Origin of the sequence: Mesorhizobium sp. J18 (assembly GCF_007829525.1) — a bacterium.
Classification (GTDB): domain Bacteria; phylum Pseudomonadota; class Alphaproteobacteria; order Rhizobiales; family Rhizobiaceae; genus VLJP01.
In genome coordinates, this window is sequence record NZ_VLJP01000010.1 from 13,002 (window position 1) to 33,932 (window position 20,931).

The window sequence follows — 20,931 nt, forward strand, 5'->3', positions numbered from 1 at the left end:
GGAACCCCCGCAAGGGCCGGCCTCCACCGGACGCGGGTTTGATGAAACGCCGGACGATGTTTCCGGCCTACATGGAGAAGAAGAATGGCTCGTATAGCCGGCGTCAACATTCCGACCAACAAGCGCGTCATCATCGCGCTTCAGTATATTCACGGCATCGGGCCGAAATTCGCTTCCGAGATCGTCGAGAAGGTTGGCATTCCCCCGGAGCGCCGCGTCAACGAACTCACGGACGCGGAAGTGCTGCAGATTCGCGAGACGATCGACCGCGACTACCAGGTCGAGGGCGACCTCCGCCGCGAAGTCTCGATGAACATAAAGCGCCTCATGGACCTTGGCTGCTATCGCGGCCTGCGTCATCGTCGCTCCCTGCCGGTTCGCGGCCAACGGACGCATACCAATGCCCGCACCCGCAAGGGTCCGGCAAAGGCGATTGCAGGTAAGAAGAAGTAATCGGTGAATGGTCAATGGTGAATAGTGAATGGTAGGCAGAACTGCTTGTACCATTCACCATTCCTCCATTCACCACTCACTACAGGTGGAGCCGCTGGCATTACGGCGGTGTAGAGATCGTTTGAAAGGAATAAAATGGCCAAGGAAGCCACAAGAATTCGCCGCCGCGAGCGCAAGAACATTTCGTCCGGCGTTGCGCACGTCAATTCGACGTTCAACAATACGATGATTACCATCACCGACGCGCAGGGCAATGCGATCGCCTGGTCGTCGGCTGGGGCTCAGGGCTTCAAGGGCTCGCGCAAGTCCACCCCGTTTGCTGCCCAGGTGGCCGCCGAGGATTGCGCCAAGAAGGCCCAGGAGCACGGCATGCGTACACTCGAGGTCGAGGTTTCCGGTCCTGGTTCGGGCCGTGAATCGGCGCTTCGCGCCCTGCAGGCCGCGGGTTTCATGATCACGTCGATCCGCGACGTGACGCCGATCCCGCACAATGGATGCCGTCCGCGCAAGAAGCGCCGCGTCTGAAAAACAGTTTCATCATCGTATGAGCGCCTCCGGGCGCTCCTCTGCGATTTCCAGGTCGCCCGTCACGATTGGATGGTGGCGGGGTAACGGAAGGAAAGACTATGATCCAGAAAAACTGGCAGGAACTGATCAAGCCGAACAAGATCGAGTTCTCGTCCAAGGGCAGGACCCTCACCACGCTTGTCGCCGAGCCGCTGGAGCGCGGCTTCGGTCTGACGCTCGGCAATGCGCTTCGTCGCGTTCTGCTCTCGTCGCTGCGCGGCGCTGCGGTAACCGCAGTGCAGATCGACGGCGTGCTGCATGAATTCTCCTCGATCGCCGGTGTGCGCGAGGACGTGACCGATATCGTTCTCAATATCAAGGAAATCGCCATCCGCATGGAAGGCGATGGCCCGAAGCGCATGGTCGTGCGCAAGCAGGGACCTGGCGCCGTCACGGCTGGAGACATCCAGACCGTTGGCGACGTCGAGATCCTCAATCCCGACCACGTGATCTGCACCTTGGACGAAGGCGCGGAAATCCGCATGGAGTTCACCGTCGACACGGGCAAGGGCTATGTACCGGCCGATCGCAACCGTGCCGAAGATGCGCCGATTGGCCTCATTCCGGTCGACAGCCTCTATTCGCCGGTCAAGAAGGTCTCTTACAAGGTCGAGAACACCCGCGAAGGTCAGGTCCTCGATTATGACAAGCTGACCATGACCATCGAGACGGATGGTTCGGTTACGGGCGAGGATGCGGTCGCATTTGCCGCCCGCATCCTGCAGGACCAGCTCGGTCTCTTCGTCAATTTCGAAGAGCCGCAGAAGGAGCAGGCGGCCGAGCAGGTCACCGAGCTTGCTTTCAACCCGGCGCTGCTCAAGAAGGTGGACGAACTGGAGCTTTCCGTCCGTTCGGCCAACTGCCTGAAGAACGACAACATCGTCTATATCGGCGATCTCATTCAGAAGACCGAGGCGGAGATGCTGCGCACTCCGAATTTCGGTCGCAAATCGCTGAACGAGATCAAGGAAGTCCTGGCGTCGATGGGGCTGCATCTCGGCATGGAAGTGCCGGACTGGCCGCCGGAAAACATCGAAGAACTCGCCAAGCGCTACGAAGACCAGTATTGAGGGTGAATAGAGAATGGTAAAATGGTGAATGGTTAGCACTCCGATGATGCGGCAAATCTTCCATTCACCATTCACCATTCACCATTCGCCATTCACGATAGGAAACACCCGGGCTTTGCCCTCAAACCAGGAGTTAAGCCATGCGCCACGGAAAATCCGGCCGCAAGCTGAACCGCACCGCCAGCCATCGCAAGGCCATGTTTTCCAACATGGCTGCATCGCTGATCGAGCATGAGCAGATCGTGACCACCTTGCCCAAGGCAAAGGAACTGCGTCCGATCGTTGAAAAGCTGGTCACGCTTGGCAAGCGGGGCGATCTTCACGCCCGCCGTCAGGCCATCTCGGCCATTCGCAGCGACGCGCTTGTGAAGCGCCTGTTCGACACCATCGCTCCCCGCTATGCTTCGCGCAATGGCGGTTATCTGCGGATCATGAAGGCTGGCTTCCGCCAGGGCGACAATGCGCCGATGGCGGTGATCGAGTTTGTCGATCGCGACACCAGCGCCAAGGGTGCTGCCGATCGTGCCCGGCTTGAGGCCGAAAGCGCGACCGAGGCCGCCGAAGCAGCATAAGCGGTTCCTTTCATGAAGGACTTGCGAGAAGGGGCCACTTTCGGCCCCTTTTCGCATTTGTACGCCCGCGAGGCATCCCATATGGCAATTGGGAGGCACGGTAGTCTGCCCCCATTGGTGGGTTGCTACCAAAAGCCTTTCAAAATGCATATTCCTTTGTGAAAAGCGTTGGATGCCATCGTTCAAGGATTCGAAGATGCCGAGAAAGCGGAAGTTCCTTCATTCCTTCCTTGGGTTGGTATTTGCTGGCGCTACTCTTTTTGGGCCGGCGGCAATTGCGCAGGAAGCCCGGCAGCCGAGCGATCCCATTTCCAGGCTTCTCGGGGGCATGGAGGACGCCACTGATACGGATGTGCAGGCGGCACGCCGCATTCCCTTCAGCCGCGAGCAGATACAGCTTTCCTATGCACCCCTGGTGAAGAAGACCGCGCCGGCGGTCGTCAACGTCTATGCGTCGTCGCGGGTGCAGGTTCGCTCGCCCTTCATGGGCGATCCGTTCTTCGAGCAGTTCTTCGGGCGCCAGATGCCGCCTCGCATCCAATCCTCGCTTGGCTCCGGCGTTCTTGTCGATCCGTCCGGCATCGTGGTGACGAACAATCACGTTATTCGCGACGCCGACGAGGTGAAGGTGGCGCTTTCGGACGGGCGCGAATACGAATCCAGGATCCTGATGAAGGACGAGTCCCTCGACCTGGCGGTGTTGAAAATCGAGGGTTCAGAGCAATTTCCGACGATCACGGTCGGAGATTCCGATGCCCTGGAAGTCGGTGACCTTGTGCTCGCCATCGGTAACCCTTTCGGCGTCGGGCAAACAACGACCAGCGGCATTGTATCGGCGCTGGCGCGCAACCATCTCGGAATTTCCGATTTCGGCTTCTTCATCCAGACCGATGCCGCCATTAATCCCGGCAATTCCGGCGGCGCGCTGATTAACATGAAAGGCGAGCTCGTCGGCATAAATACTGCCATTTTCAGCCAGACCGGCGGCTCGATCGGCATTGGTTTCGCGATACCTTCCAATATGGTGCGGGCCGTGGTGGCGGCGGCGAAGACAGGGGCGGATTTCTTTGAGCGCCCCTATACGGGTGCCCAATTCGATCCGGTCACGCCCCAGATCGCCGAAGCACTCGGGATGGATCGGCCAGTCGGCGCTCTCGTGTCCGATGTCGCGTCGGAAAGCCCCGCTGCCAAGGCAGGCTTGCGGCCCGGCGACGTGGTCGTGGCGCTGAACGGCAATGCCATCGAGCATCCCGACGCACTGGAATACCGTCTTGCCACTCAGTCGATAGGCAAGACAGCCGAGATCGAGGTCCTGCGGCAGGGTCAGCCGACGACACTGGAAATCCGGCTGACACGTGCGCCTGCCGGCAATTCCCGGGAATTGATCATCGGAGGCCAAGGCCCCTTTGCGGGAATCAAGGTGGCCGATCTTTCACCTTATCTGGCGCAGAAGCTGCGCTTGCCGGTCAATCTGGATGGCGTGGCGATTGTGGAGGTTGACCGCAACTCACCTGCCGGCAGCGTCGGCTTGCGGCCGCGTGACATCGTGCGTGAAGTGAACGGCCAGAAGATTGCGACCGCCGAGGAACTGAAGCAGATTGCCGAAAACCGGACACGCTGGTGGCGCTTTACCATCGAGCGCGACGGACGGATATTGCAGCAGATGCTGCGCTATTGATCCGATAAAGAGTCCTCAACAGTCATGGCGGATCTTTTCGAGCCCAACGAACCCACCTCCGCATCCGCCGGCAGGCCACTCGCGGACCGGCTACGACCGACGCGGCTGGCCGATGTCGTGGGTCAGGAGCATCTGACCGGAGAGGATGGAGCGCTGACGCGGATGATCCGCTCCGGGTCGCTCGGCTCTCTGATCTTCTGGGGGCCGCCCGGCACGGGCAAGACGACCGTGGCGCGGCTTCTTGCCGGTGAGACGGATTTGGCGTTCGAGCAGATATCGGCCATTTTCTCCGGGGTTGCGGATCTGAAGAAGGTATTCGAGGCAGCCCGTCTGCGGCGTTCGAAAGGACGGCAGACGCTGCTTTTCGTCGACGAGATCCATCGCTTCAATCGTGCCCAGCAGGATTCCTTCCTGCCGGTGATGGAAGACGGTACCGTGATCCTTGTGGGCGCAACGACGGAGAATCCCTCCTTCGAACTGAACGCCGCGCTCCTGTCCCGCGCCCGAGTGCTGACCTTCCATTCCCTTGACACCGACAGTCTTGGCAAGCTCCTGCAGCGCGCGGAGGAGACGGAAGGAAAATCTCTGCCGCTCGACAAGGAGGCAAGGGCGGTTCTCCTGCGTATGGCCGATGGCGACGGTCGCGCTGTCCTCACACTCGCCGAAGAGGTTTGGCGGGCGGCAGGCGAGGACGAGATATTCGATGCGGAAGGGCTGCAGCGGGTGGTTCAACGCCGCGCGCCGATCTACGACAAGAGCCAGGACGGCCACTACAATCTGATCTCGGCACTGCACAAATCCGTCCGCGGCTCCGATCCGGATGCAGCTCTCTATTATCTCTCGCGCATGCTGGACGCAGGAGAGGACCCGCTTTATCTCGGCCGGCGGCTGGTGCGCATGGCGGTCGAGGATATAGGGCTTGCCGATCCGCAGGCGCTTGTCATCGCCAATGCAGCCAAGGATGCCTATGATTATCTTGGCTCGCCGGAAGGTGAACTGGCATTGGCGCAGGCCTGCATCTATCTGGCCACCGCACCGAAATCCAACGCCGCCTACACGGCCTACAATGCCGCAATGCGCGCGGCGAGGGAGCATGGCTCGCTCCTGCCCCCGAGGCATATTCTCAATGCTCCCACGAAGCTGATGAAGCAGGAAGGCTACGGGAGCGGCTATGCCTATGACCATGATGAGCCCGATGCGTTTTCCGGTCAGGATTACTTTCCCGAGGAGCTTGGGCGCCGGCAATTTTACGACCCGCCGGAGCGCGGTTTCGAACGTGAGATCCGCAAACGCCTCGATTACTGGAAAAAGCTGAGGCAGGAGCGGCAACGAGGCTGATTCCACGCTGTCATCATCCACGTTGACCTTTTCCCGCCTTATGCGCAAAAGGGCACAATGAACCATGTCCTCATCGTTGCGGCGGGCGGCGCCATCGGAGCATCGTTGCGCCATCTGACCAACCTCGCCGCGTTGCGCCTCTGGGGGCCAGGATTCCCATGGGGAACGCTGGCGGTAAATCTGGTCGGCTCCTTCGTGATGGGGCTGTTTATCGAATGGCTCGCCCGCAGGACGGGGGCGTCGAATGAGTTACGCCTTTTCGTCGCGACAGGGGTACTTGGCGGCTTCACAACCTTTTCCGCCTTCTCTTTGGATTTCGCGATTTTATGGGAGCGTGGGGCGATGGGAATCGCGCTGCTTTATGCCCTGGTCAGCGTCGTCGGTGCGATTTTGGCCCTTTTCGGAGCTTTCTGGATCGTGAGGGCGATGGCGTGACTGTCCCAATGCAGTTTTCCGTGATGGCATTCTGATGCCTGGCGTGGAGCAGATCGCCGTCGAGCCCGGAGAGGCCGGAATGCGGCTCGACCGCTGGTTCAAGATCCACTATCCGGGGCTTGGCTTCGGACAGCTTCAGAAACTTCTTCGCTCGGGGCAGGTTCGGGTCGATGGCGGGCGGGCCAAATCCGACACCCGCGTCCAGCCGGGGCAGGTGATCCGCGTCCCTCCTCTCGCCGTCGACCGTAAAGGCGCCGACCAGACGATGCGCACCATCCGTGACCGCGGAGATGCCGAGGTTCTTTCGCAAATGCTGCTCTACGAAGACCCGAAGGTCTTCGTCTTCAACAAGCCGGCGGGACTTGCGGTGCAGGGCGGTTCTGGTGTCAATCGCCATGTCGATGGGATGCTGGAGGCCTGGCGCAACAAGAAGGGCGAGAAGCCGCGCCTCGTCCATCGTCTCGATCGCGATACGTCCGGTGTTCTGGTCGTCGCGCGCACAAGGCTTGCTGCGGTGAAACTCACCGAAGCATTCCGCGCCCGGGAAACGAAGAAGACCTATTGGACGCTGGTCAAGGGCGTGCCGAAAAAGCGCGAGGACCGTATCTCGACCTGGCTTGCCAAGGAAGCGACGCCAGACGGCGACCGGATGCGTATAGCCAGGCATGGCGAGCCGGGTGCCGACCATGCAGTTTCCTTCTACCGCATCGTCGAACAGGCAGGGCAGGCGCTTTCCTGGCTCGAAATGGAGCCCTATACCGGGCGCACCCATCAGCTACGTGTTCATGCCGCATCCATTGACTGCCCGATCATCGGCGACCCGAAATATTTCGAGGCGGACCAGAACTGGGAATTTCCCGGCGGAATCCAGAACAGGCTGCATTTGCACGCGCGCCGCATCGTCATCCCGCATCCTGACGGCGGTGTCATAGACGTCACGGCGCCCATGCCTCCGCATATGCGCCAGAGCTGGTCCCTGCTCGGCTTCGACGAGACAGCGGCGGAGGAGACATGACGGCTGCCGGGGCGATTTCCGACCGACGCGATGCCATGGATGCCTTCGCGGTGTCCCTGATGCTGCTCCTGACTTTCTCCTGGGGCCTCAATCAGGTCGCGGTGAAGATCTCGAATACCGGCTACAATCCGGTCTTCCTCTCAATTGTGCGATCGGCAATCGGCGCGGCGCTGGTCCTTGCATGGTGCCGCTATCGCCGCATCCCGCTCTTTGAAAGGGACGGCACGCTTTTGGCCGGGCTGACGGCCGGCCTGCTTTTCGGCGTGGAATTTGTGCTGATCTTCTTCGGCCTTGATTATACGAGCGCCGCCCGCAGCACGCTGATGGTCAACACCATGCCTTTCTGGGTGCTGCTCGGCGGGCATTTCTTTCTCGGCGAACGCATCACCTTGACGAAGTTCCTGGGACTCGCGCTGGCCTTTGCCGGAGTTGTCCTTGTTTTCTCCGACCAGTTGAGCCTGCCGACTCCGGAGGCAATCCGGGGCGACATACTGTGCCTTACGGCAGGAATCCTCTGGGCAGCGACGACCATTCTTATCAAGAACTCCCGTCTGGCCACCGCAAGCCCCGAAAAGACGCTGATGTATCAGCTCGGTGTTTCAGCCTTGGCATCCATCCCGCTCCTGCCTTTTGCCGGGCCGGCGTTGCGTGACGTTTCGGCTCTGGCCACCGGATCTGTTCTTTTCCAGGCGATCTACATCGTCGCTTTCACCTATATTTTGTGGTTCTGGCTTGTAAGCCGCTATCCGGCTACGGGGCTTGCCAGCTTCGCCTTCCTGAGCCCCGTCTTCGGCGTTCTTTGCGGTGGGCTTCTCCTCGGCGAGCCGCTTTCGGTGAAGATCTTTCTTGCCCTCGGACTGATCGCTGTCGGCCTCGTCGTCGTCAATCGACCTGTGCGCCGCGGCATTCCAGGTTAGCGAATATGTTGGAAAGCACTATATCAGGCTGATGCGCGATATTCTGAACGATCTCGAAAGCGGCAAGCTCCTGTCCGATCCCGATCCGGCACGGCGCGCGCAGTTGCAGATGCGCACGCCTCTGCCGAAGCGGTTTTACAAGGAGGTTGCGATAGCCGCCGATCCGGACGGCGTCTATCTCGTCCATCTGGATGGCAAGCCGGTGCGTACGCCTGCGGCATCCGTTTTGAAGCTGCCGACAGAGGCCGCGGCAAAGCTGGTGGCGGACGAATTTTCCGCTCAGGGCGATAGGATTGATCCGGTGACCATGCCTGTCACCCGGCTGGTCAACACGGCAATAGATGGAGTTGCCACGGATATGCAGGCTGTGCTCGAAGATATTTTGCGTTTCGCCTCGAGCGACATGCTCTGCTATCGCGCCGACAGCCCGCAGACACTGGTCGATCGGCAGAATGAGGCGTGGGATCCTGTTCTCGACTGGGCGCGTTCCGATCTAGGCGCGCGATTCTTCCTGGCCGAGGGTGTGATGCATGTCGAGCAGCCGCGCGAGACAATCGGTGCTATCGGCATTCATCTGGCGCAGCGAAGGGAGCCTTTGCGGCTGGCGGCCCTGCATGTCATGACGACCCTTACCGGTTCGGCGCTCCTGGCACTCGCCGTGGAGCGTCAGGTTCTGGATGCCGAAACGGCCTGGAAGGCTGCCCATATCGATGAGGATTGGAATATCGAGCAATGGGGGGAGGATGCGGAAGCCGCCGCCCGCCGTGCAGCTCGCGAGCGCGATTTCCGCTCGGCGGTGAGCCTGCTGGAAGCAATCGGTGTGACCGGCTGATTAGATTCCACCGGCCGAAAGCGCCCTCAGCACATTGGGGATTGCCGGGAGCGTGAGCAGCACCGCACCTGCGACCCATAAACCTGAAGCCACCATGGGCCGTGGCGCCGGCGCAAAGCGCTCGTAAAGTGCGGGCAGGATGCCTGAAGCCATCAGCGTTAGAGTGGAAAGAATGAGAGCGCTGGCCATATAGACGATCTGGCTGAGCGGAGGCGCCCAAACCGGATACCAGACCGGGTAAAGCACGAAAACGACGAGCACCCATGGCGAAAAGATGCCGTTGACTATGGCGACGGCCATGACCGGGACGAGTGTATTAGGGTGCATTGGCTCAACTCGCCTGAGATGAAATCGGCGCCAGGCCGAGGTCAAGAAGAAGCACCAGGTATCCTATGCGCGCAGCCATCAGCCACAGAACGGCGAAGATGACAACAACCGTATGGGTGAGCAATTGTGGGGTGATGACGCGCACGACGTGCAGCACGGGGTCCGTGATCCTCTTGAACGCCCGCCAGATGTAGTTGTCCCAGTTCTCGGGCACGAAAAAGCCGAGTACGAGACGTCCGAGGAGCGTGTACATCACCGCCGCGAGGATGAAGTTCGGGATGTGGAAGTACCAATAAGACCAGAAACCGTTCATCAGCCGAGCCCGGACATGTCTGCAGAAGGTTTGTAAGGGAAAAATTCCGGAAAGAAAGCGGGGTCCGCTGCCGGACCCCGCTTCGTTGGTCTTGGGAAAAGACTAGACGGTCTTTTCTTCCATGATCGTTCGACCTCGCGGGACACGGATATCGTCGATGAAATCCTGCATTTCCTGCGATGGCGCCCTTGTTAGAAGGCTGACCACTATCATCACAGCAAAGCCAATCGGCAGACCGAACGCGGCCGCGGAGACGTTCTTCACGCCCCACCACAATGCCCATTCGTCTCCCGTATCCTTTGCAAGATCGAGACCGTATTGCGTTCCGACCAGATAGAGCACGGTTATGCCGAAGCCAGCGATCATGCCCGCAATGGCTCCTGCCGCGTTGGTGCGTTTCCACCAGACGCCGAGTACGAGGGCGGGGAAAAGACCCGCGGCGGCCAGGGAGAAGGCCCATGCGACCATGGACAATATGTCCGATGGCCTGGTCGACGCCGTGTAGGCCGCAAGAGCCGCCACGATAACAAGCAGAACCCGGGACACCACCAGCCGGCGTGATGTGGGAGCGTTCTGATCGATCATCTTGTAGTAGATGTCGTGACTGAGCGCGTTGGCGATGGCGAGCAGGAGCCCGTCAGCCGTCGAAAGTGCCGCGGCAAGACCGCCGGCGGCGACAAGGCCGGATATGAAATACGGCATGCCTGCCATTTCCGGCGTCGCAAGCACGATCATATCCGCGTTCAGCGTGATGTCACTGAACGCCAGATTGCCGGTAACCCCGGCTTCCTGGCAGGCTGCTGCGATGGCCGCCGCGTCAACGGCTGCCTGACCGCAGATCTGGACCATCGTGCCGTCAGCGGCTGCCCAGTTCATCAACCAGCCTGCCTTGTCGGCGATGTTGTCCGGCGTCAGGCCGCTGGATACCAGATCAAGCATCGTCCACTTCGCGAAGGCGGCATAGGCCGGTGCCGTGAAGTAGAGGATGAAGATGAAGAGCAGCGACCAGGCCACCGACAGGCGCGCTTCACGAACCGAAGGCGTGGTGAAGTAACGCATGAGGACGTGTGGCAGGGATGCCGTGCCGACCATCAGGCAGACGATGAGCAGGAAGTAGTTCGTGGCATCGAATCCGCCATGCGCAAAGGGCGTGATATGTCCGGGGCTGATGCTCTGCGCCGCTTCGAGGACCGAGATGTTCTGCAGCGCGCTGCCATACATGAGCTGCGGTATCGGTATGCCCGTCTTGGCGGTGGACATCCAGATCGCCGGGATCAGGTAGGCAATGATCAGGACGATATATTGCGCCACCTGCGTCCAGGTCACGGCCCGCATGCCGCCGAGCATCGAGCAGACGAGAATGCCGGCCAGTCCCACATAGACTGCGACGTTGAAGTCCAGTCCGAGGAAACGGGATGCGATGATGCCCGTCGCGTAGATCTGCGCCACCACATAGGTGAAGGAGCAGGAGAACAGCACGATGATGCCGATGAAGCGGGCAACATTGCCGCCGTAGCGCGCCGACAGGAAGTCGGGAACCGTATAGGCGCCGAACTTGCGCAGATAGGGCGCTACGAGGATCGCCACGAGGACATATCCGCCGGTCCAGCCGAGAACATAGGCGAGGCCGTCATATCCAAGCAGGTAAAGCGTGCCGGCCATGCCGACGAAGGATGCGCCCGACATCCAGTCCGCACCGGTGGCCATGCCGTTATAGAGCGCAGGCACCCGGCGCCCGGCGACGTAATATTCGCCGACCTGCATTGTGCGGCTCATGATCCCGATCACGGCGTAGATCAGGATCGTGAAGCCCATGAACATGTAGCCGATAACACGATTGGGCACGCCCATCGCGTTGAGGATGGCCATCAGAATGATGAAAACGATAAAGCCGCCGGTGTACATCATATACACCCGGCCGAGATTGGAGGTGAAGCTGTCGCCCGCCCCCGTTCCAGTGGTTGTCGTAACCATCTTGCGTCCCCCGCTTAATCCTCTGCCACGCCATGTTCTTCATCGATCGCATTCTGTTTGCGAGCGAACCAGAAGAGCATGATGACAAAGGCGATGAGAGATCCCTGGGCCGCCATGTAGAAGCCTAGCGGAAACCCGAGGATGACGATGTTGTTGAGTCCGTTGACGAAAATATGGATGACGAACGAGAAAAAGAACCATAGCCCCAGCATGACGAACATGAGGCTCCGGGTCTTGTTCCAGTAACTAAGGCGATCTGGCGTAGCCATCTATTGACCCTCCCTTGATGCGTCCCGGACGGCACCTCCCTGCCGAAGACGCTGTTACCGATTGCCTTGTCCCTAGAAGGGGATGAGGCGGCACTGGTAGCGAATCGCAAATAAACGACGCCCAGTGTCGACTCATTTGGTAACACCAATCGTGCTCGCTGTTCATTGAACCTTAGGCGAATATGCCTGGCTTCAGGCCGGACCCATATGGCGTCATCAGACCGGGCCGCGTATACTTCGAGCAAAGGGAAACGGAAGCCGACCAATGGGAGTTCTCGACAATCTGCTGCAGGGCGTTTTCTCCAAACCGCCGGCAATTGCCACCGTCGCGGAGCTCATGCAGTTCATGGATTCCCGTGTTTCCTTCCTGGCGCAGAAGGGCGTTGTCGAGTTCTGTCGCGTCCGAGCCGGCGTACATTGGGAAAAACTGTTCGGGGAGGCCGAATTTCAGCAGGAGCTCACCCGCTCGCGCTGGCAAGCCTATCCGCCGGCCTTTGCCATGATTGCTGAGGTGATCGAGGGTGTCCTGCGTGAACCCGCAGGTATCCGTCAGCGTCAATTGCCCGCTGTCATTGCAACCCTGTCGAAGGACATATTCAGAAAGTATCCGGTCCCGGAAGGACTGGCCCCCGGTTTCTGGGACGAGGCCCTGAAGCTCGTTCGCGAGAAGTTGGATCAGGCGCAAGGCGGCCCGCCGCGTCCGGTGCGCGAGATACCGAAGAAGACGGCGAGGCTGATCTTCGATGCACTGCCGCTGCATGAGGACGTCGTCACCAACGACTATGACTACATCTTCAACTTCCTGCGCATGAACCTTCTCCGCATACACGAGGATTTCACGCGCGCCGCCGATCTGCCGCTATTGGTCGAAGATCTGCTCGGCAAGACGACGGAATAGAAAAGGCCCGGACGAACCGGGCCTTCTCGTTCCGTACATGTCGGTGATCAGACCGAATAATACATATCGAATTCGACGGGGTGCGGGGTCATCTCGAAACGCATGACCTCGGCCATCTTCAGCTCGATATAGGAGTCGATCTGGTCGTCGTCGAAGACGCCGCCAGCCTTCAGGAAGCCGCGGTCCTTGTCGAGGTTCATCAGGGCCTCGCGGAGCGATCCGCAAACGGTCGGGATCTTCTTCAATTCCTTCGGCGGCAGGTCATACAGATCCTTGTCCATGGCCTGACCGGGATGGATCTTGTTCTTGATGCCGTCGATGCCGGCCATCAGCATGGCCGCGAAGCCGAGATAGGGGTTCGCCGTCGGGTCGGGGAAGCGCACTTCGACGCGCTTGGACTTGGGCGAGGAGCCAAAAGGGATGCGGCAGGAAGCGGAGCGGTTGCGAGCCGAATAGGCAAGCAGTACCGGTGCTTCGAAGCCCGGAACCAGACGCTTGTAGGAATTGGTCGACGGGTTGGTGAAGGCGTTGATCGCCTTGGCGTGCTTGATGATGCCGCCGATATAGTAGAGGCAGGTCTCGGAAAGGCCCGCATATTCGTTGCCGGCGAAGGTCGGCTTGCCTTCCTTCCAGATCGACTGATGCACATGCATGCCGGAGCCATTGTCGCCATAGACCGGCTTCGGCATGAAGGTGGCCGTCTTGCCATAGGCATTGGCGACCTGATGCACGACATATTTGTAGATCTGCATCTTGTCGGCGTTGCGGGTCAGCGTGTCGAACTTCAGGCCGAGCTCGTGCTGGGCGGCTGCCACTTCGTGGTGATGCTTTTCGACCACCACGCCCATTTCCGTGAGGACCGTCAGCATCTCGGAACGCATGTCCTGCGCGGAGTCAACGGGCGGGACGGGGAAATAACCGCCCTTTGTGCGCGGACGATGGCCCAGATTGCCTGTCTCGTAATCGGTATCGTCGTTGGAAGGCAGTTCGCTGGAATCGAGCTTGAAGCCGGTATTGTACGGATCGGACTTATACCGGACATCGTCGAATACAAAGAATTCGGCCTCCGGACCGACATAGACCGTGTCGCCGATTCCCTCCGACTTCACATAGGCCTCGGCCTTCTTGGCCGTGGTGCGCGGATCGCGGTTGTAGGATTCACCGGAGATCGGATCGAGGATGTCGCAAATGACAACCATGGTCGACTGGGCGAAGAACGGATCCATATGGGCCGTCTCGGTATCGGGCATCAGAACCATGTCCGACTCGTTGATGGCCTTCCAGCCGGCGATCGAGGAGCCGTCGAACATGACGCCGTCGGCGAACATGTCCTCATCGACTGCGGCGACATCCATCGTCACATGCTGGAGCTTGCCCTTCGGGTCGGTAAAGCGCAGATCGACAAACTTCACGTCGTTGTCCTTGATCTGCTTCATAATCTCATTTGCTGTCGTCATGGTCTTTCCCTGTCTATGACAATCCCAAATTCGTCGGAGTCGCCGGTCAAATGGCGTCTGGCCCGGTTTCACCGGTACGGATGCGCACCACTTCCTCAATATCGGAGACGAAAATCTTCCCATCACCGATGCGGCCCGTCTGTGCGGCCTTTCGAATGGCTTCGATCGCCGCTTCGACGGTCTCGTCGCCAAGTACCACCTCGATCTTCACCTTCGGCAGGAAGTCGACCACGTATTCAGCGCCGCGATAAAGTTCGGTATGGCCCTTCTGCCGCCCGAAGCCTTTTGCTTCTGTTACCGTGATGCCCTGCAGCCCGACTTCCTGAAGGGCTTCCTTCACTTCATCGAGCTTGAACGGTTTGATGATCGCCTCGATCTTTTTCATCTGCTGGTGGCCTCCGAATGCCGCTAAAAGCAGGGTGTCGGCCTGCTTCGCCGTTCCTTAAGCAGGAACCGTGCCAGAATGGACCATCTGCGTTGTTTTGCCTCAGAATCCAATGCCGTGGCCAAGGGACCCCCCGATCTGTGAGGGAAACTGCACCGAAGGACGCAGGAAAGACCTTTTGCGAGCAGATGATCCGCGTGCGGAATGCCTAACAAATAAGCAGCAAGCAATGCAATTGGGCATTTGCCCATTTGCGCGGGATCGTCCTCAGCGTTTAGTCTTTGTGTCGCTTTGCATCGGTGATTTTCATGCTCGAACTTTTGACGCCTGACGAAATGGCCATGGCTGACCGGTTGGCGGCCGAGCGCGGGCCGTTCGACGGATACCGGCTGATGGAAAATGCCGGGGCGGCTGTCGTGGCTGAAATTCTCACGCGCCTTCCGGACGCCGGAAGTTTCGACGTGCTCTGCGGGCCGGGCAACAATGGCGGCGACGGCTATGTCGTCGCGCGTCTGTTGCGAGAAGCCGGACTGGATGTGCGGCTTTGGCGCGATGCCGCCCCGCGCCAGGGGACGGACGCTGCAAAGGCGGCCGCGTCCTGTCCGCTGGAAGCGCGCGCCCTTGCGGATTTCGCGCCGCAATCCGGGGCTCTGGTCATAGACGCGCTGTTCGGCGCCGGTCTTTCGAAGCCCGTGGGCGGTGTCTATGCGGCGGCGATAGAGAAAGTCTCCCATGCCGGGGGGAGGGTGGTGGCGATCGATTTGTCTTCCGGCATTTCCGGCGCCAGCGGTGCTGTGCTCGGATCGGCATTCAAGGCCGAACTGACGGTGACCTTCTTCCGCAAGAAGCCGGGGCATCTTCTTTATCCCGGCCGCGCCCATTGCGGTGACATCGTCGTTGCCGATATCGGCATTCCGGATGCCGTGCTGAAGGACATCGCTCCTTCCTCTTTCGAAAATCATCCCGCATTGTGGCTGGAGGTGCTTCCGAGACCGGCCGAGGACGCTCACAAATACAGACGCGGTCACGTGGCCGTCTTTTCCGGCGGTGCGAGCTCCACGGGCGCTGCGCGGCTTTCCGCTCTCGGAGCCGCCCGCGCCGGGGCAGGGGCGGTGACGGTGCTCTCGCCGCCGGATGCTCTCCTCATCAACGCGGCCCATCTGACCGCGATCATGCTGAGGCGCTGCGGGAATGTGGAAGCTCTGGGCGAATTCATCCACGACCGCAAACCTTCTTCCTTCGTGCTCGGGCCTGGCTTCGGCCTTGGCGAGACGTTGCAGGAATTTGCACTGGCTGTCCTCGAGACAACCGGCGAGGGCGCTACGCTGGTGCTCGATGCGGACGGCATCACATCGTTCCGCGATGCGCCGGCGTCGCTCTTCATCGCGGCCGGCGCGCGGGGCGCGCCGGGGCTGGTGCTGACGCCGCACGAGGGCGAGTTCGGCCGGCTCTTCCCCGGACTTGCCGAAGAAGGCGCTCTTTCCAAACTCGACAAGGCGCGCAAGGCCGCGGCCCGCTCGCACGGCACTGTCGTCTACAAGGGGCCGGATACGGTGATCGCCGCGCCGGACGGTCGCGCTGCGATCAATACCAACGGAACGCCCTGGCTGGCGACGGCGGGTTCGGGAGATGTTCTCGCGGGCATCATTGCGGGGCTGGCCGCACATGGAATGCCGCCTTTCGAGGCTGCCTGCGCGGCGGTCTGGATACATGCGGAAGCAGCCCGCTCCATCGGCCCCGGCCTGATAGCCGAGGACCTGCCTGCCGCGCTCGCTCCGGTATTGCAGAAGCTGTATTCAAAGCAGGGGTCAGCCCTTCATACGCTCCATGAATGACATTGCTCCGTGCGGCGCATTCACCTTGCCGGAGGTGATGAAATAGACGAAGACGTCGCGCGGCTTCACCGGCGCATCGCTTTCAGGATCGGCCCGCGGCAGATCGCCCGGCACATTGCCTTCGGCCCAGGTCCTGGCGCGTCCGGCCCATTCATCGAGTGCCTCTGGCGCGTAACAGGTGGGGATGTCGTCCGAGCCGGTCTGCAGCCGCGCATAAACGAAATCGCCGGTAACATCGGCCATGGCCGGATATTTCTCGTGGTCGGCATAAACCACCGCGACACCGTGCTTCCTGAGCAGCGCGACGAATTCCGGCACGGCGAAGGACGGGTTGCGGATCTCGACGGCGTGACGCAACTTCACGCCGTCCTGCTTCTCGGGCAGCAGTCTCAGGAATGCGCCGAAATCGTCCGGGTCGAACTTCTTGGTCGGCGCGAACTGCCAGAGTATCGGGCCGAGCTTGTCGCCAAGCTCCGACAAGCCTGACCCGAGGAAGCGTTCGACGGACTCGCCTGCTTCGGCCAGAATCCGGCGGTTGGTGGCGAAGCGGATCGCCTTCAGCGAGTAGACAAATCCATCCGGTGCCTCCTTTGCCCATTTGGCGAAGGTCGGCGGCTTGAAGGTCGAGTAATAGGTGCCATTGACCTCGATGGTCGGCACCTGCCGGCTAGCATAGTGAAGCTGCTTCGTCTTGGCCAGCTTCTCGGGATAGAAGGATTTCTCCCACGGCTCGAAATTCCAGCCACCCATGCCCGCGCGAATGGTGCCTCTCTGCATCTCATCGTTCCTCGCGTTTACGCGGCCCGAAAATGCGTCCGCCTTTTCTCTTTGTCCACCCGGCATCCTCAGGCTCCTGACAGCAGCGGCCTTCGGTTGGTTTCTCTTCGCTCACGGCCGGACGCTTCCCCCGGATCAAGTCCGGGGTCACTGGCCTCCGCGAGGACGCCCGAAAAGTCGGGCGGGCGGCAGTCGCCGCCTCGGCCTTCGGCCGTGCAGGTTTCCCTTTGCTCACGGCCGGGCGCTCCTCCGGACCAAGTCCGGGTCGCTGGCCTCTGCTGGGCGCCCGAAAAGTCGGGCGGGCGGCAGTCACCGCCTCGGCCTTCGACCGTGTTCTATCGTTTCCATGCACGGTTCTTACTCCGTGTGGCTGTTTAGAATGCCGGCTTCTGAATACATTCGCGCCGCCCGCGTCATGACGTGTCGGGGTTCTCCAGCGCGTACACGGCCAGCGAATGGGCGTGCGCCAGAATCTCGTCCACCTCACGGATGTTGTGGGGCGCCTTTTGTCCTCGCGCGCCTGCGGCGGCGTGAGCGGCGGCAGGGTCGAAGCGGGACAGCCGGCCGCCGGGTGGCCGTCCTCCCCGCAGCGGCCAGGCGCGGCGCGCAAGCCCCCGATCGCGGCGCGCCTTCCAGCGGGCAAAGCGCATGGCCTGTCGCGGCAGATCGTCGAGTGCCGCTGCGAGTGCGGCGAGGCGCTGGCCGAGACGCGCGGCACTGACGGGATCGTTGGGCGATGGCGGCGGCGGGAGGCGATAGGGCTCGATCACGCCCGGCAGCATGATGCGCGGGACAGCGCGCGCGGGTACGTAACGGCGCTTGGCCCCTGCAAAGTCAGGGCGACGCAGCGGGTCGAAGAGCGGCAGGCTCACATTTCGCGGACGGGCGGGAGCGGCCCGCCTCGCCGCCGCCACGGCGCGGGCGCGATCGGCAGGCGACATCACGACGGCAATGCCGAGGCGGCGCAGGAACTGGTCCGCGGGCACGGGCTTCGGCGCCGGCTTGCGCGGGGGCGGCAGGGATGCGGCCAGACCGCGCGCGGCCGCGATGATCAGCCGCCGCGCGGCGGCTTCGGCCGGGCGCAACAGCCGCAATATGGCGAGCCGGAGATGGCGGGGAAGCGTCGCGGCAATCGGCAATCGGCAATCGGGAGTAGGGGCTTGGGGAGCAGCATCGCCCATACGCGTTTCCGACTGCCGATTGCCTGTTCCCGACTGCCGATCGCCCACGGCGAGCCCGGCCATGGCGATGAGCGAAGCGACGATGCGCTTCAGCGCCACGTGATTTCGCTCGATTGCCGCACTCCCGTCCATCCGCCGCCTCCTTTCGTCCAAGTGGCGGGATTATCGCATGGGGTGGAGGTGCGGGAATAAAATAATGGCTGTCGTGCCATGCACGGGGTGATCCTGCTCGTCTGAAAACTGACGCACTGAACGATCCCCCCTCTTGCAAAATCTAACACTTGGCTGCGCCAAGATGTTGATTTTGCTTTTTCCCCCGCAAAGGGGGGAGACAGGGCACGCTGCATCCTCGCTTCCGCAAATCACCAACATTTTGTCGCTAGCGGCGAGGTTTATGCAGGCGTTATCTCCCCCTTTGCGGGGGAGAAAGCGATTTCAACATCTTAGCTGGAGTAAAGCGGAGGCGAAGTGTTAGAAATCGCCAGAGGGGGGATCGATCGGGGGATCGATGCGTTACCAACCACCGGATAGCCACCGCAACCGCGCCCGGAGCATGCGCAAGGACGCGACCAAGGCGGAAAACTTGCTCTGGCAGGCGCTGCGCCGCAATCAGCTCGAGGGGCTGGCCTTCCGCAGGCAATATCCGCTCGACGGCTACATTCTCGATTTCGTTTGCTTCCGCCCGAAGTTGATCGTCGAGGTCGATGGCGCTCAGCATGCGGAATCGGAGTCGGATGCGAGGCGCGACGCGCACTTTCGCCAGAGCGGCTTCACGGTGCTTCGGTTCTGGAATGACGACGTGATCCGCAACCTCGACGGCGTGTGCATGGAGATCCTGATGGCGGCCGGGAAATGGCGGTGATCATCCGGTCTTCGTTGCCTGAAGGTGATCCCTGAATACGATCCCCCCCCTTGCAAAATCTAACACTTGGCTGCGCCAAGGTGTTGATTTTGCTTTCTCCCCCGCAAAGGGGGGAGAAAGGAGCGCCCCGCACCCTCCGCGCCAAACGTGAACGTTGGTGATTGCGGCGAGGCTGATGCAGTCCTATCCCCCCTTTCGGGGAGAAAGGCCTGGGGCCAGTGTACTGACTTGTCTAACTATTGAGTTTTGGTAGCGGATGATACTGACTCAACCCGAGCGCGAATTCGATCGAGAAGATATCCCGCAATTCCTGGCGCCTTCCCTTCGCGAATATCCTTTGACGGTATTAGTTTGTCAGCCGGGTTGAACGCCAATTGCTCCAGTACCAGTGCAGCGATCTCCTGCTTGTACAAGGGGGCCTGCTGTTTAAATCCTTCGACTGCAACTGCCATGGAATACTTGTACGCATAGTGCTCCCGAAGCCGGAACAGCGAGGAATGCCGAATTGCCGTAAACGAAACGAACCAAGCGGCTGGTAGCAAGATTGCGATACGGACAAGAACTTGTCCAAGATACTGCCAACCGTTGTCTGCTGGATGTGGAGCGTAATCCGACACTACGAACGTCAAATTGGGAAACATCGACTGAAGAACTGGTGCTATCAGCGGCATAATAACGAAAGCAAATAACGGAAAAGCTGAAAGTGTCAGGAACGCGATGCCTACATAAAATGCAAAGCGTGCCCGACCGAGCTCCGTTGTCAGTTTGTCCATCATGGTCGAAAAGTTGGAGGCCAACCCCGCGACTGTTGCCGAGGACAGCATTTTCTCTGAGCTTTCGATTAGACTCGCCACGTCGGCGCGTTGGTTTTCGAAGGATGCGATCAATTCGGTTAGCTTTTCGGTTCCGATCGAAAATGCTTTTTCACGATCATCTATCTGTTGTTGAAACTCTTCGAAGCGCTCCTGATAGGCCTTAACTGTCGTTTGCAGGTTGGATGCTTCGTCAGATACCGCTCGGATTGAGGTTCTTTCCTGTGTGGCCTGTGAGAGATAGTCAGCAATTGTCTTGCGGTCACTGTCGCTATCGGCCTTTAGGCGCTTGATTTCCTCAAGGTTCTTTGTTGCCTCTCCATCCTTAGCCGCCAGGCTCTGTTCCAAGATGGTGACTTGCGTCAGAGTTTTCTTGAGAGCAGACAGTTGCTCGTTTGCATCATCGATCACGGATGACAACGCATTGGCCGCGGCCTGAAAACTGTAGGATGCGCGTGGCTTGAGGATATAGAGACTTTCGAAGAATCGCTGGAGAAGCGTTTCACACCCGTTATGCAAGGTCTGAAATTGACCTTGCATATTGTGATTGTTCCCGTTTCTCGTTTGTGCGTGGAAATTCGAATAATTAAATGCCTGCAAGCCACCTTGCGATGTTTTCAGATTATCAGTTTGCTTCGCCAGCCCATTTGCCGCCGACACAGTTTCATCTATCGCCTGTTGCAAATTAGTGAGAACTGACAGGGGAACAAGGTCGGCACGAGTCGCCCTATCGAACTCTGCAATGATCCCAGCTACCGCATGGATGCGTGCCACTATTTGGGATAGCGAGCTATCCGTACCGCGAATTGTCTTCCTTACATCGAAAGGTTGGCCGTTTGCGTCCTCAAACCGGGCGAGGCTGTTTAATAAGTTATCCGCGGTTGTCGAAAGCTCCTCGGCCTTCTGAATAATCGTTTCAATGTTCTTCCTGCGCATCAGTCCCCCCTCATTTCAACCAGTAGTA

The 20,931-nt window shown here is 60.1% G+C and carries 22 protein-coding genes; 13 read left to right on the forward strand and 9 right to left on the reverse strand.

Annotated features, from left to right (window positions below):
* Positions 1–84: 84 nt before the first annotated feature.
* From rpsM to L598_RS05320, 10 genes are all read left to right on the forward strand, one after another.
* Positions 85–453, forward strand: a complete 369-nt coding sequence (gene rpsM / locus L598_RS05275) for a 30S ribosomal protein S13 (RefSeq protein ID WP_144860920.1) — start codon at positions 85–87, stop codon at positions 451–453.
* A gap of 135 nt (positions 454–588) precedes the next feature.
* Positions 589–978 (forward strand): 30S ribosomal protein S11, encoded by a 390-nt coding sequence (gene rpsK / locus L598_RS05280; RefSeq protein ID WP_144860921.1) that lies wholly within the window; start codon positions 589–591, stop codon positions 976–978.
* 101 nt (positions 979–1,079) lie between these two features.
* On the forward strand, positions 1,080–2,090 hold the full coding sequence (locus L598_RS05285) for a DNA-directed RNA polymerase subunit alpha (protein WP_144860922.1): 1,011 nt from the start codon (positions 1,080–1,082) through the stop codon (positions 2,088–2,090).
* Positions 2,091–2,230: 140 nt separating this feature from the next.
* Positions 2,231–2,662, forward strand: coding sequence for a 50S ribosomal protein L17 (gene rplQ, locus L598_RS05290; RefSeq protein WP_144860923.1), 432 nt, complete (start codon positions 2,231–2,233; stop codon positions 2,660–2,662).
* Positions 2,663–2,858: 196 nt separating this feature from the next.
* Complete coding sequence (locus L598_RS05295) at positions 2,859–4,340, forward strand: DegQ family serine endoprotease (RefSeq protein ID WP_144860924.1); 1,482 nt, start codon at positions 2,859–2,861, stop codon at positions 4,338–4,340.
* Between the two features lie 24 nt (positions 4,341–4,364).
* Complete coding sequence (locus L598_RS05300; protein ID WP_144860925.1) at positions 4,365–5,678, forward strand: replication-associated recombination protein A; 1,314 nt, start codon at positions 4,365–4,367, stop codon at positions 5,676–5,678.
* Between the two features lie 57 nt (positions 5,679–5,735).
* Positions 5,736–6,113 carry a fluoride efflux transporter CrcB gene (crcB, locus tag L598_RS05305; RefSeq protein ID WP_144860926.1) on the forward strand — a complete coding sequence of 126 codons (378 nt, stop codon included), beginning with the start codon at positions 5,736–5,738 and terminating at the stop codon, positions 6,111–6,113.
* A 34-nt stretch (positions 6,114–6,147) separates the two neighbouring features.
* A complete protein-coding gene (locus tag L598_RS05310; RefSeq protein WP_144860927.1) occupies positions 6,148–7,128 on the forward strand; it encodes an RluA family pseudouridine synthase in 981 nt (326 codons plus the stop codon).
* Positions 7,125–8,045, forward strand: coding sequence for a DMT family transporter (locus tag L598_RS05315; protein ID WP_144860928.1), 921 nt, complete (start codon positions 7,125–7,127; stop codon positions 8,043–8,045). Before L598_RS05310 ends, L598_RS05315 begins: the two co-directional genes overlap by 4 nt.
* 31 nt (positions 8,046–8,076) lie before the next feature.
* Positions 8,077–8,877 carry an ATP12 family protein gene (locus tag L598_RS05320; protein WP_144860929.1) on the forward strand — a complete coding sequence of 267 codons (801 nt, stop codon included), beginning with the start codon at positions 8,077–8,079 and terminating at the stop codon, positions 8,875–8,877.
* Here the strand turns inward: L598_RS05320 and L598_RS05325 are convergent, their stop codons facing one another.
* From L598_RS05325 to L598_RS05340, 4 genes are all read right to left on the reverse strand, one after another.
* Positions 8,878–9,204 (reverse strand): hypothetical protein, encoded by a 327-nt coding sequence (locus L598_RS05325; protein ID WP_144860930.1) that lies wholly within the window; start codon positions 9,202–9,204, stop codon positions 8,878–8,880.
* A 4-nt stretch (positions 9,205–9,208) separates the two neighbouring features.
* Positions 9,209–9,517 carry a YggT family protein gene (locus tag L598_RS05330; RefSeq protein ID WP_144860931.1) on the reverse strand — a complete coding sequence of 103 codons (309 nt, stop codon included), beginning with the start codon at positions 9,515–9,517 and terminating at the stop codon, positions 9,209–9,211.
* Positions 9,518–9,619: 102 nt separating this feature from the next.
* On the reverse strand, positions 9,620–11,491 hold the full coding sequence (locus L598_RS05335) for a sodium:solute symporter family protein (RefSeq protein ID WP_144860932.1): 1,872 nt from the start codon (positions 11,489–11,491) through the stop codon (positions 9,620–9,622).
* 14 nt (positions 11,492–11,505) lie between these two features.
* Positions 11,506–11,760, reverse strand: a complete 255-nt coding sequence (locus tag L598_RS05340) for a DUF4212 domain-containing protein (RefSeq protein ID WP_144860933.1) — start codon at positions 11,758–11,760, stop codon at positions 11,506–11,508.
* A gap of 265 nt (positions 11,761–12,025) precedes the next feature.
* Here L598_RS05340 and L598_RS05345 point away from each other — a divergent pair, with 265 nt between their 5' ends.
* Positions 12,026–12,658 (forward strand): hypothetical protein, encoded by a 633-nt coding sequence (locus tag L598_RS05345; RefSeq protein ID WP_144860934.1) that lies wholly within the window; start codon positions 12,026–12,028, stop codon positions 12,656–12,658.
* A gap of 47 nt (positions 12,659–12,705) precedes the next feature.
* Here L598_RS05345 and glnA read toward each other — a convergent pair whose 3' ends face one another.
* Both glnA and L598_RS05355 read right to left on the reverse strand, forming a co-directional pair.
* Positions 12,706–14,115 (reverse strand): type I glutamate--ammonia ligase, encoded by a 1,410-nt coding sequence (glnA, locus tag L598_RS05350; protein ID WP_144860935.1) that lies wholly within the window; start codon positions 14,113–14,115, stop codon positions 12,706–12,708.
* A 46-nt stretch (positions 14,116–14,161) separates the two neighbouring features.
* Positions 14,162–14,500 (reverse strand): P-II family nitrogen regulator, encoded by a 339-nt coding sequence (locus L598_RS05355; RefSeq protein WP_144860936.1) that lies wholly within the window; start codon positions 14,498–14,500, stop codon positions 14,162–14,164.
* 308 nt (positions 14,501–14,808) lie between these two features.
* Between L598_RS05355 and L598_RS05360 the strand changes: the two genes are divergently transcribed.
* Positions 14,809–16,335 (forward strand): NAD(P)H-hydrate dehydratase, encoded by a 1,527-nt coding sequence (locus L598_RS05360; RefSeq protein WP_144860937.1) that lies wholly within the window; start codon positions 14,809–14,811, stop codon positions 16,333–16,335.
* Here L598_RS05360 and L598_RS05365 read toward each other — a convergent pair.
* Positions 16,309–17,112, reverse strand: coding sequence for a DUF72 domain-containing protein (locus L598_RS05365; RefSeq protein ID WP_144860938.1), 804 nt, complete (start codon positions 17,110–17,112; stop codon positions 16,309–16,311). The two genes, L598_RS05360 and L598_RS05365, sit on opposite strands and share 27 nt — an antisense overlap.
* A gap of 413 nt (positions 17,113–17,525) precedes the next feature.
* Positions 17,526–18,425, reverse strand: coding sequence for a hypothetical protein (locus L598_RS05370; protein WP_144860939.1), 900 nt, complete (start codon positions 18,423–18,425; stop codon positions 17,526–17,528).
* A gap of 376 nt (positions 18,426–18,801) precedes the next feature.
* Here L598_RS05370 and L598_RS05375 point away from each other — a divergent pair, with 376 nt between their 5' ends.
* Complete coding sequence (locus L598_RS05375; protein WP_144860940.1) at positions 18,802–19,155, forward strand: DUF559 domain-containing protein; 354 nt, start codon at positions 18,802–18,804, stop codon at positions 19,153–19,155.
* A 236-nt stretch (positions 19,156–19,391) separates the two neighbouring features.
* Here L598_RS05375 and L598_RS05380 read toward each other — a convergent pair whose 3' ends face one another.
* Positions 19,392–20,903, reverse strand: a complete 1,512-nt coding sequence (locus tag L598_RS05380) for a hypothetical protein (protein WP_144860941.1) — start codon at positions 20,901–20,903, stop codon at positions 19,392–19,394.
* Between the last annotated feature and the right edge of the window lie 28 nt (positions 20,904–20,931).

Coding starts and splice junctions, on each gene's coding strand:
- rpsM (WP_144860920.1), top strand. CDS start 85: ATGGCTCGTATAGCCGGCGTCAACATTCCGACCAACAAGCGCGTCATC.
- rpsK (WP_144860921.1), top strand. CDS start 589: ATGGCCAAGGAAGCCACAAGAATTCGCCGCCGCGAGCGCAAGAACATT.
- L598_RS05285 (WP_144860922.1), top strand. CDS start 1,080: ATGATCCAGAAAAACTGGCAGGAACTGATCAAGCCGAACAAGATCGAG.
- rplQ (WP_144860923.1), top strand. CDS start 2,231: ATGCGCCACGGAAAATCCGGCCGCAAGCTGAACCGCACCGCCAGCCAT.
- L598_RS05295 (WP_144860924.1), top strand. CDS start 2,859: ATGCCGAGAAAGCGGAAGTTCCTTCATTCCTTCCTTGGGTTGGTATTT.
- L598_RS05300 (WP_144860925.1), top strand. CDS start 4,365: ATGGCGGATCTTTTCGAGCCCAACGAACCCACCTCCGCATCCGCCGGC.
- crcB (WP_144860926.1), top strand. CDS start 5,736: ATGAACCATGTCCTCATCGTTGCGGCGGGCGGCGCCATCGGAGCATCG.
- L598_RS05310 (WP_144860927.1), top strand. CDS start 6,148: ATGCCTGGCGTGGAGCAGATCGCCGTCGAGCCCGGAGAGGCCGGAATG.
- L598_RS05315 (WP_144860928.1), top strand. CDS start 7,125: ATGACGGCTGCCGGGGCGATTTCCGACCGACGCGATGCCATGGATGCC.
- L598_RS05320 (WP_144860929.1), top strand. CDS start 8,077: ATGCGCGATATTCTGAACGATCTCGAAAGCGGCAAGCTCCTGTCCGAT.
- L598_RS05325 (WP_144860930.1), bottom strand. CDS start 9,204: ATGCACCCTAATACACTCGTCCCGGTCATGGCCGTCGCCATAGTCAAC.
- L598_RS05330 (WP_144860931.1), bottom strand. CDS start 9,517: ATGAACGGTTTCTGGTCTTATTGGTACTTCCACATCCCGAACTTCATC.
- L598_RS05335 (WP_144860932.1), bottom strand. CDS start 11,491: ATGGTTACGACAACCACTGGAACGGGGGCGGGCGACAGCTTCACCTCC.
- L598_RS05340 (WP_144860933.1), bottom strand. CDS start 11,760: ATGGCTACGCCAGATCGCCTTAGTTACTGGAACAAGACCCGGAGCCTC.
- L598_RS05345 (WP_144860934.1), top strand. CDS start 12,026: ATGGGAGTTCTCGACAATCTGCTGCAGGGCGTTTTCTCCAAACCGCCG.
- glnA (WP_144860935.1), bottom strand. CDS start 14,115: ATGACGACAGCAAATGAGATTATGAAGCAGATCAAGGACAACGACGTG.
- L598_RS05355 (WP_144860936.1), bottom strand. CDS start 14,500: ATGAAAAAGATCGAGGCGATCATCAAACCGTTCAAGCTCGATGAAGTG.
- L598_RS05360 (WP_144860937.1), top strand. CDS start 14,809: ATGCTCGAACTTTTGACGCCTGACGAAATGGCCATGGCTGACCGGTTG.
- L598_RS05365 (WP_144860938.1), bottom strand. CDS start 17,112: ATGCAGAGAGGCACCATTCGCGCGGGCATGGGTGGCTGGAATTTCGAG.
- L598_RS05370 (WP_144860939.1), bottom strand. CDS start 18,425: ATGGACGGGAGTGCGGCAATCGAGCGAAATCACGTGGCGCTGAAGCGC.
- L598_RS05375 (WP_144860940.1), top strand. CDS start 18,802: ATGCGTTACCAACCACCGGATAGCCACCGCAACCGCGCCCGGAGCATG.
- L598_RS05380 (WP_144860941.1), bottom strand. CDS start 20,903: ATGCGCAGGAAGAACATTGAAACGATTATTCAGAAGGCCGAGGAGCTT.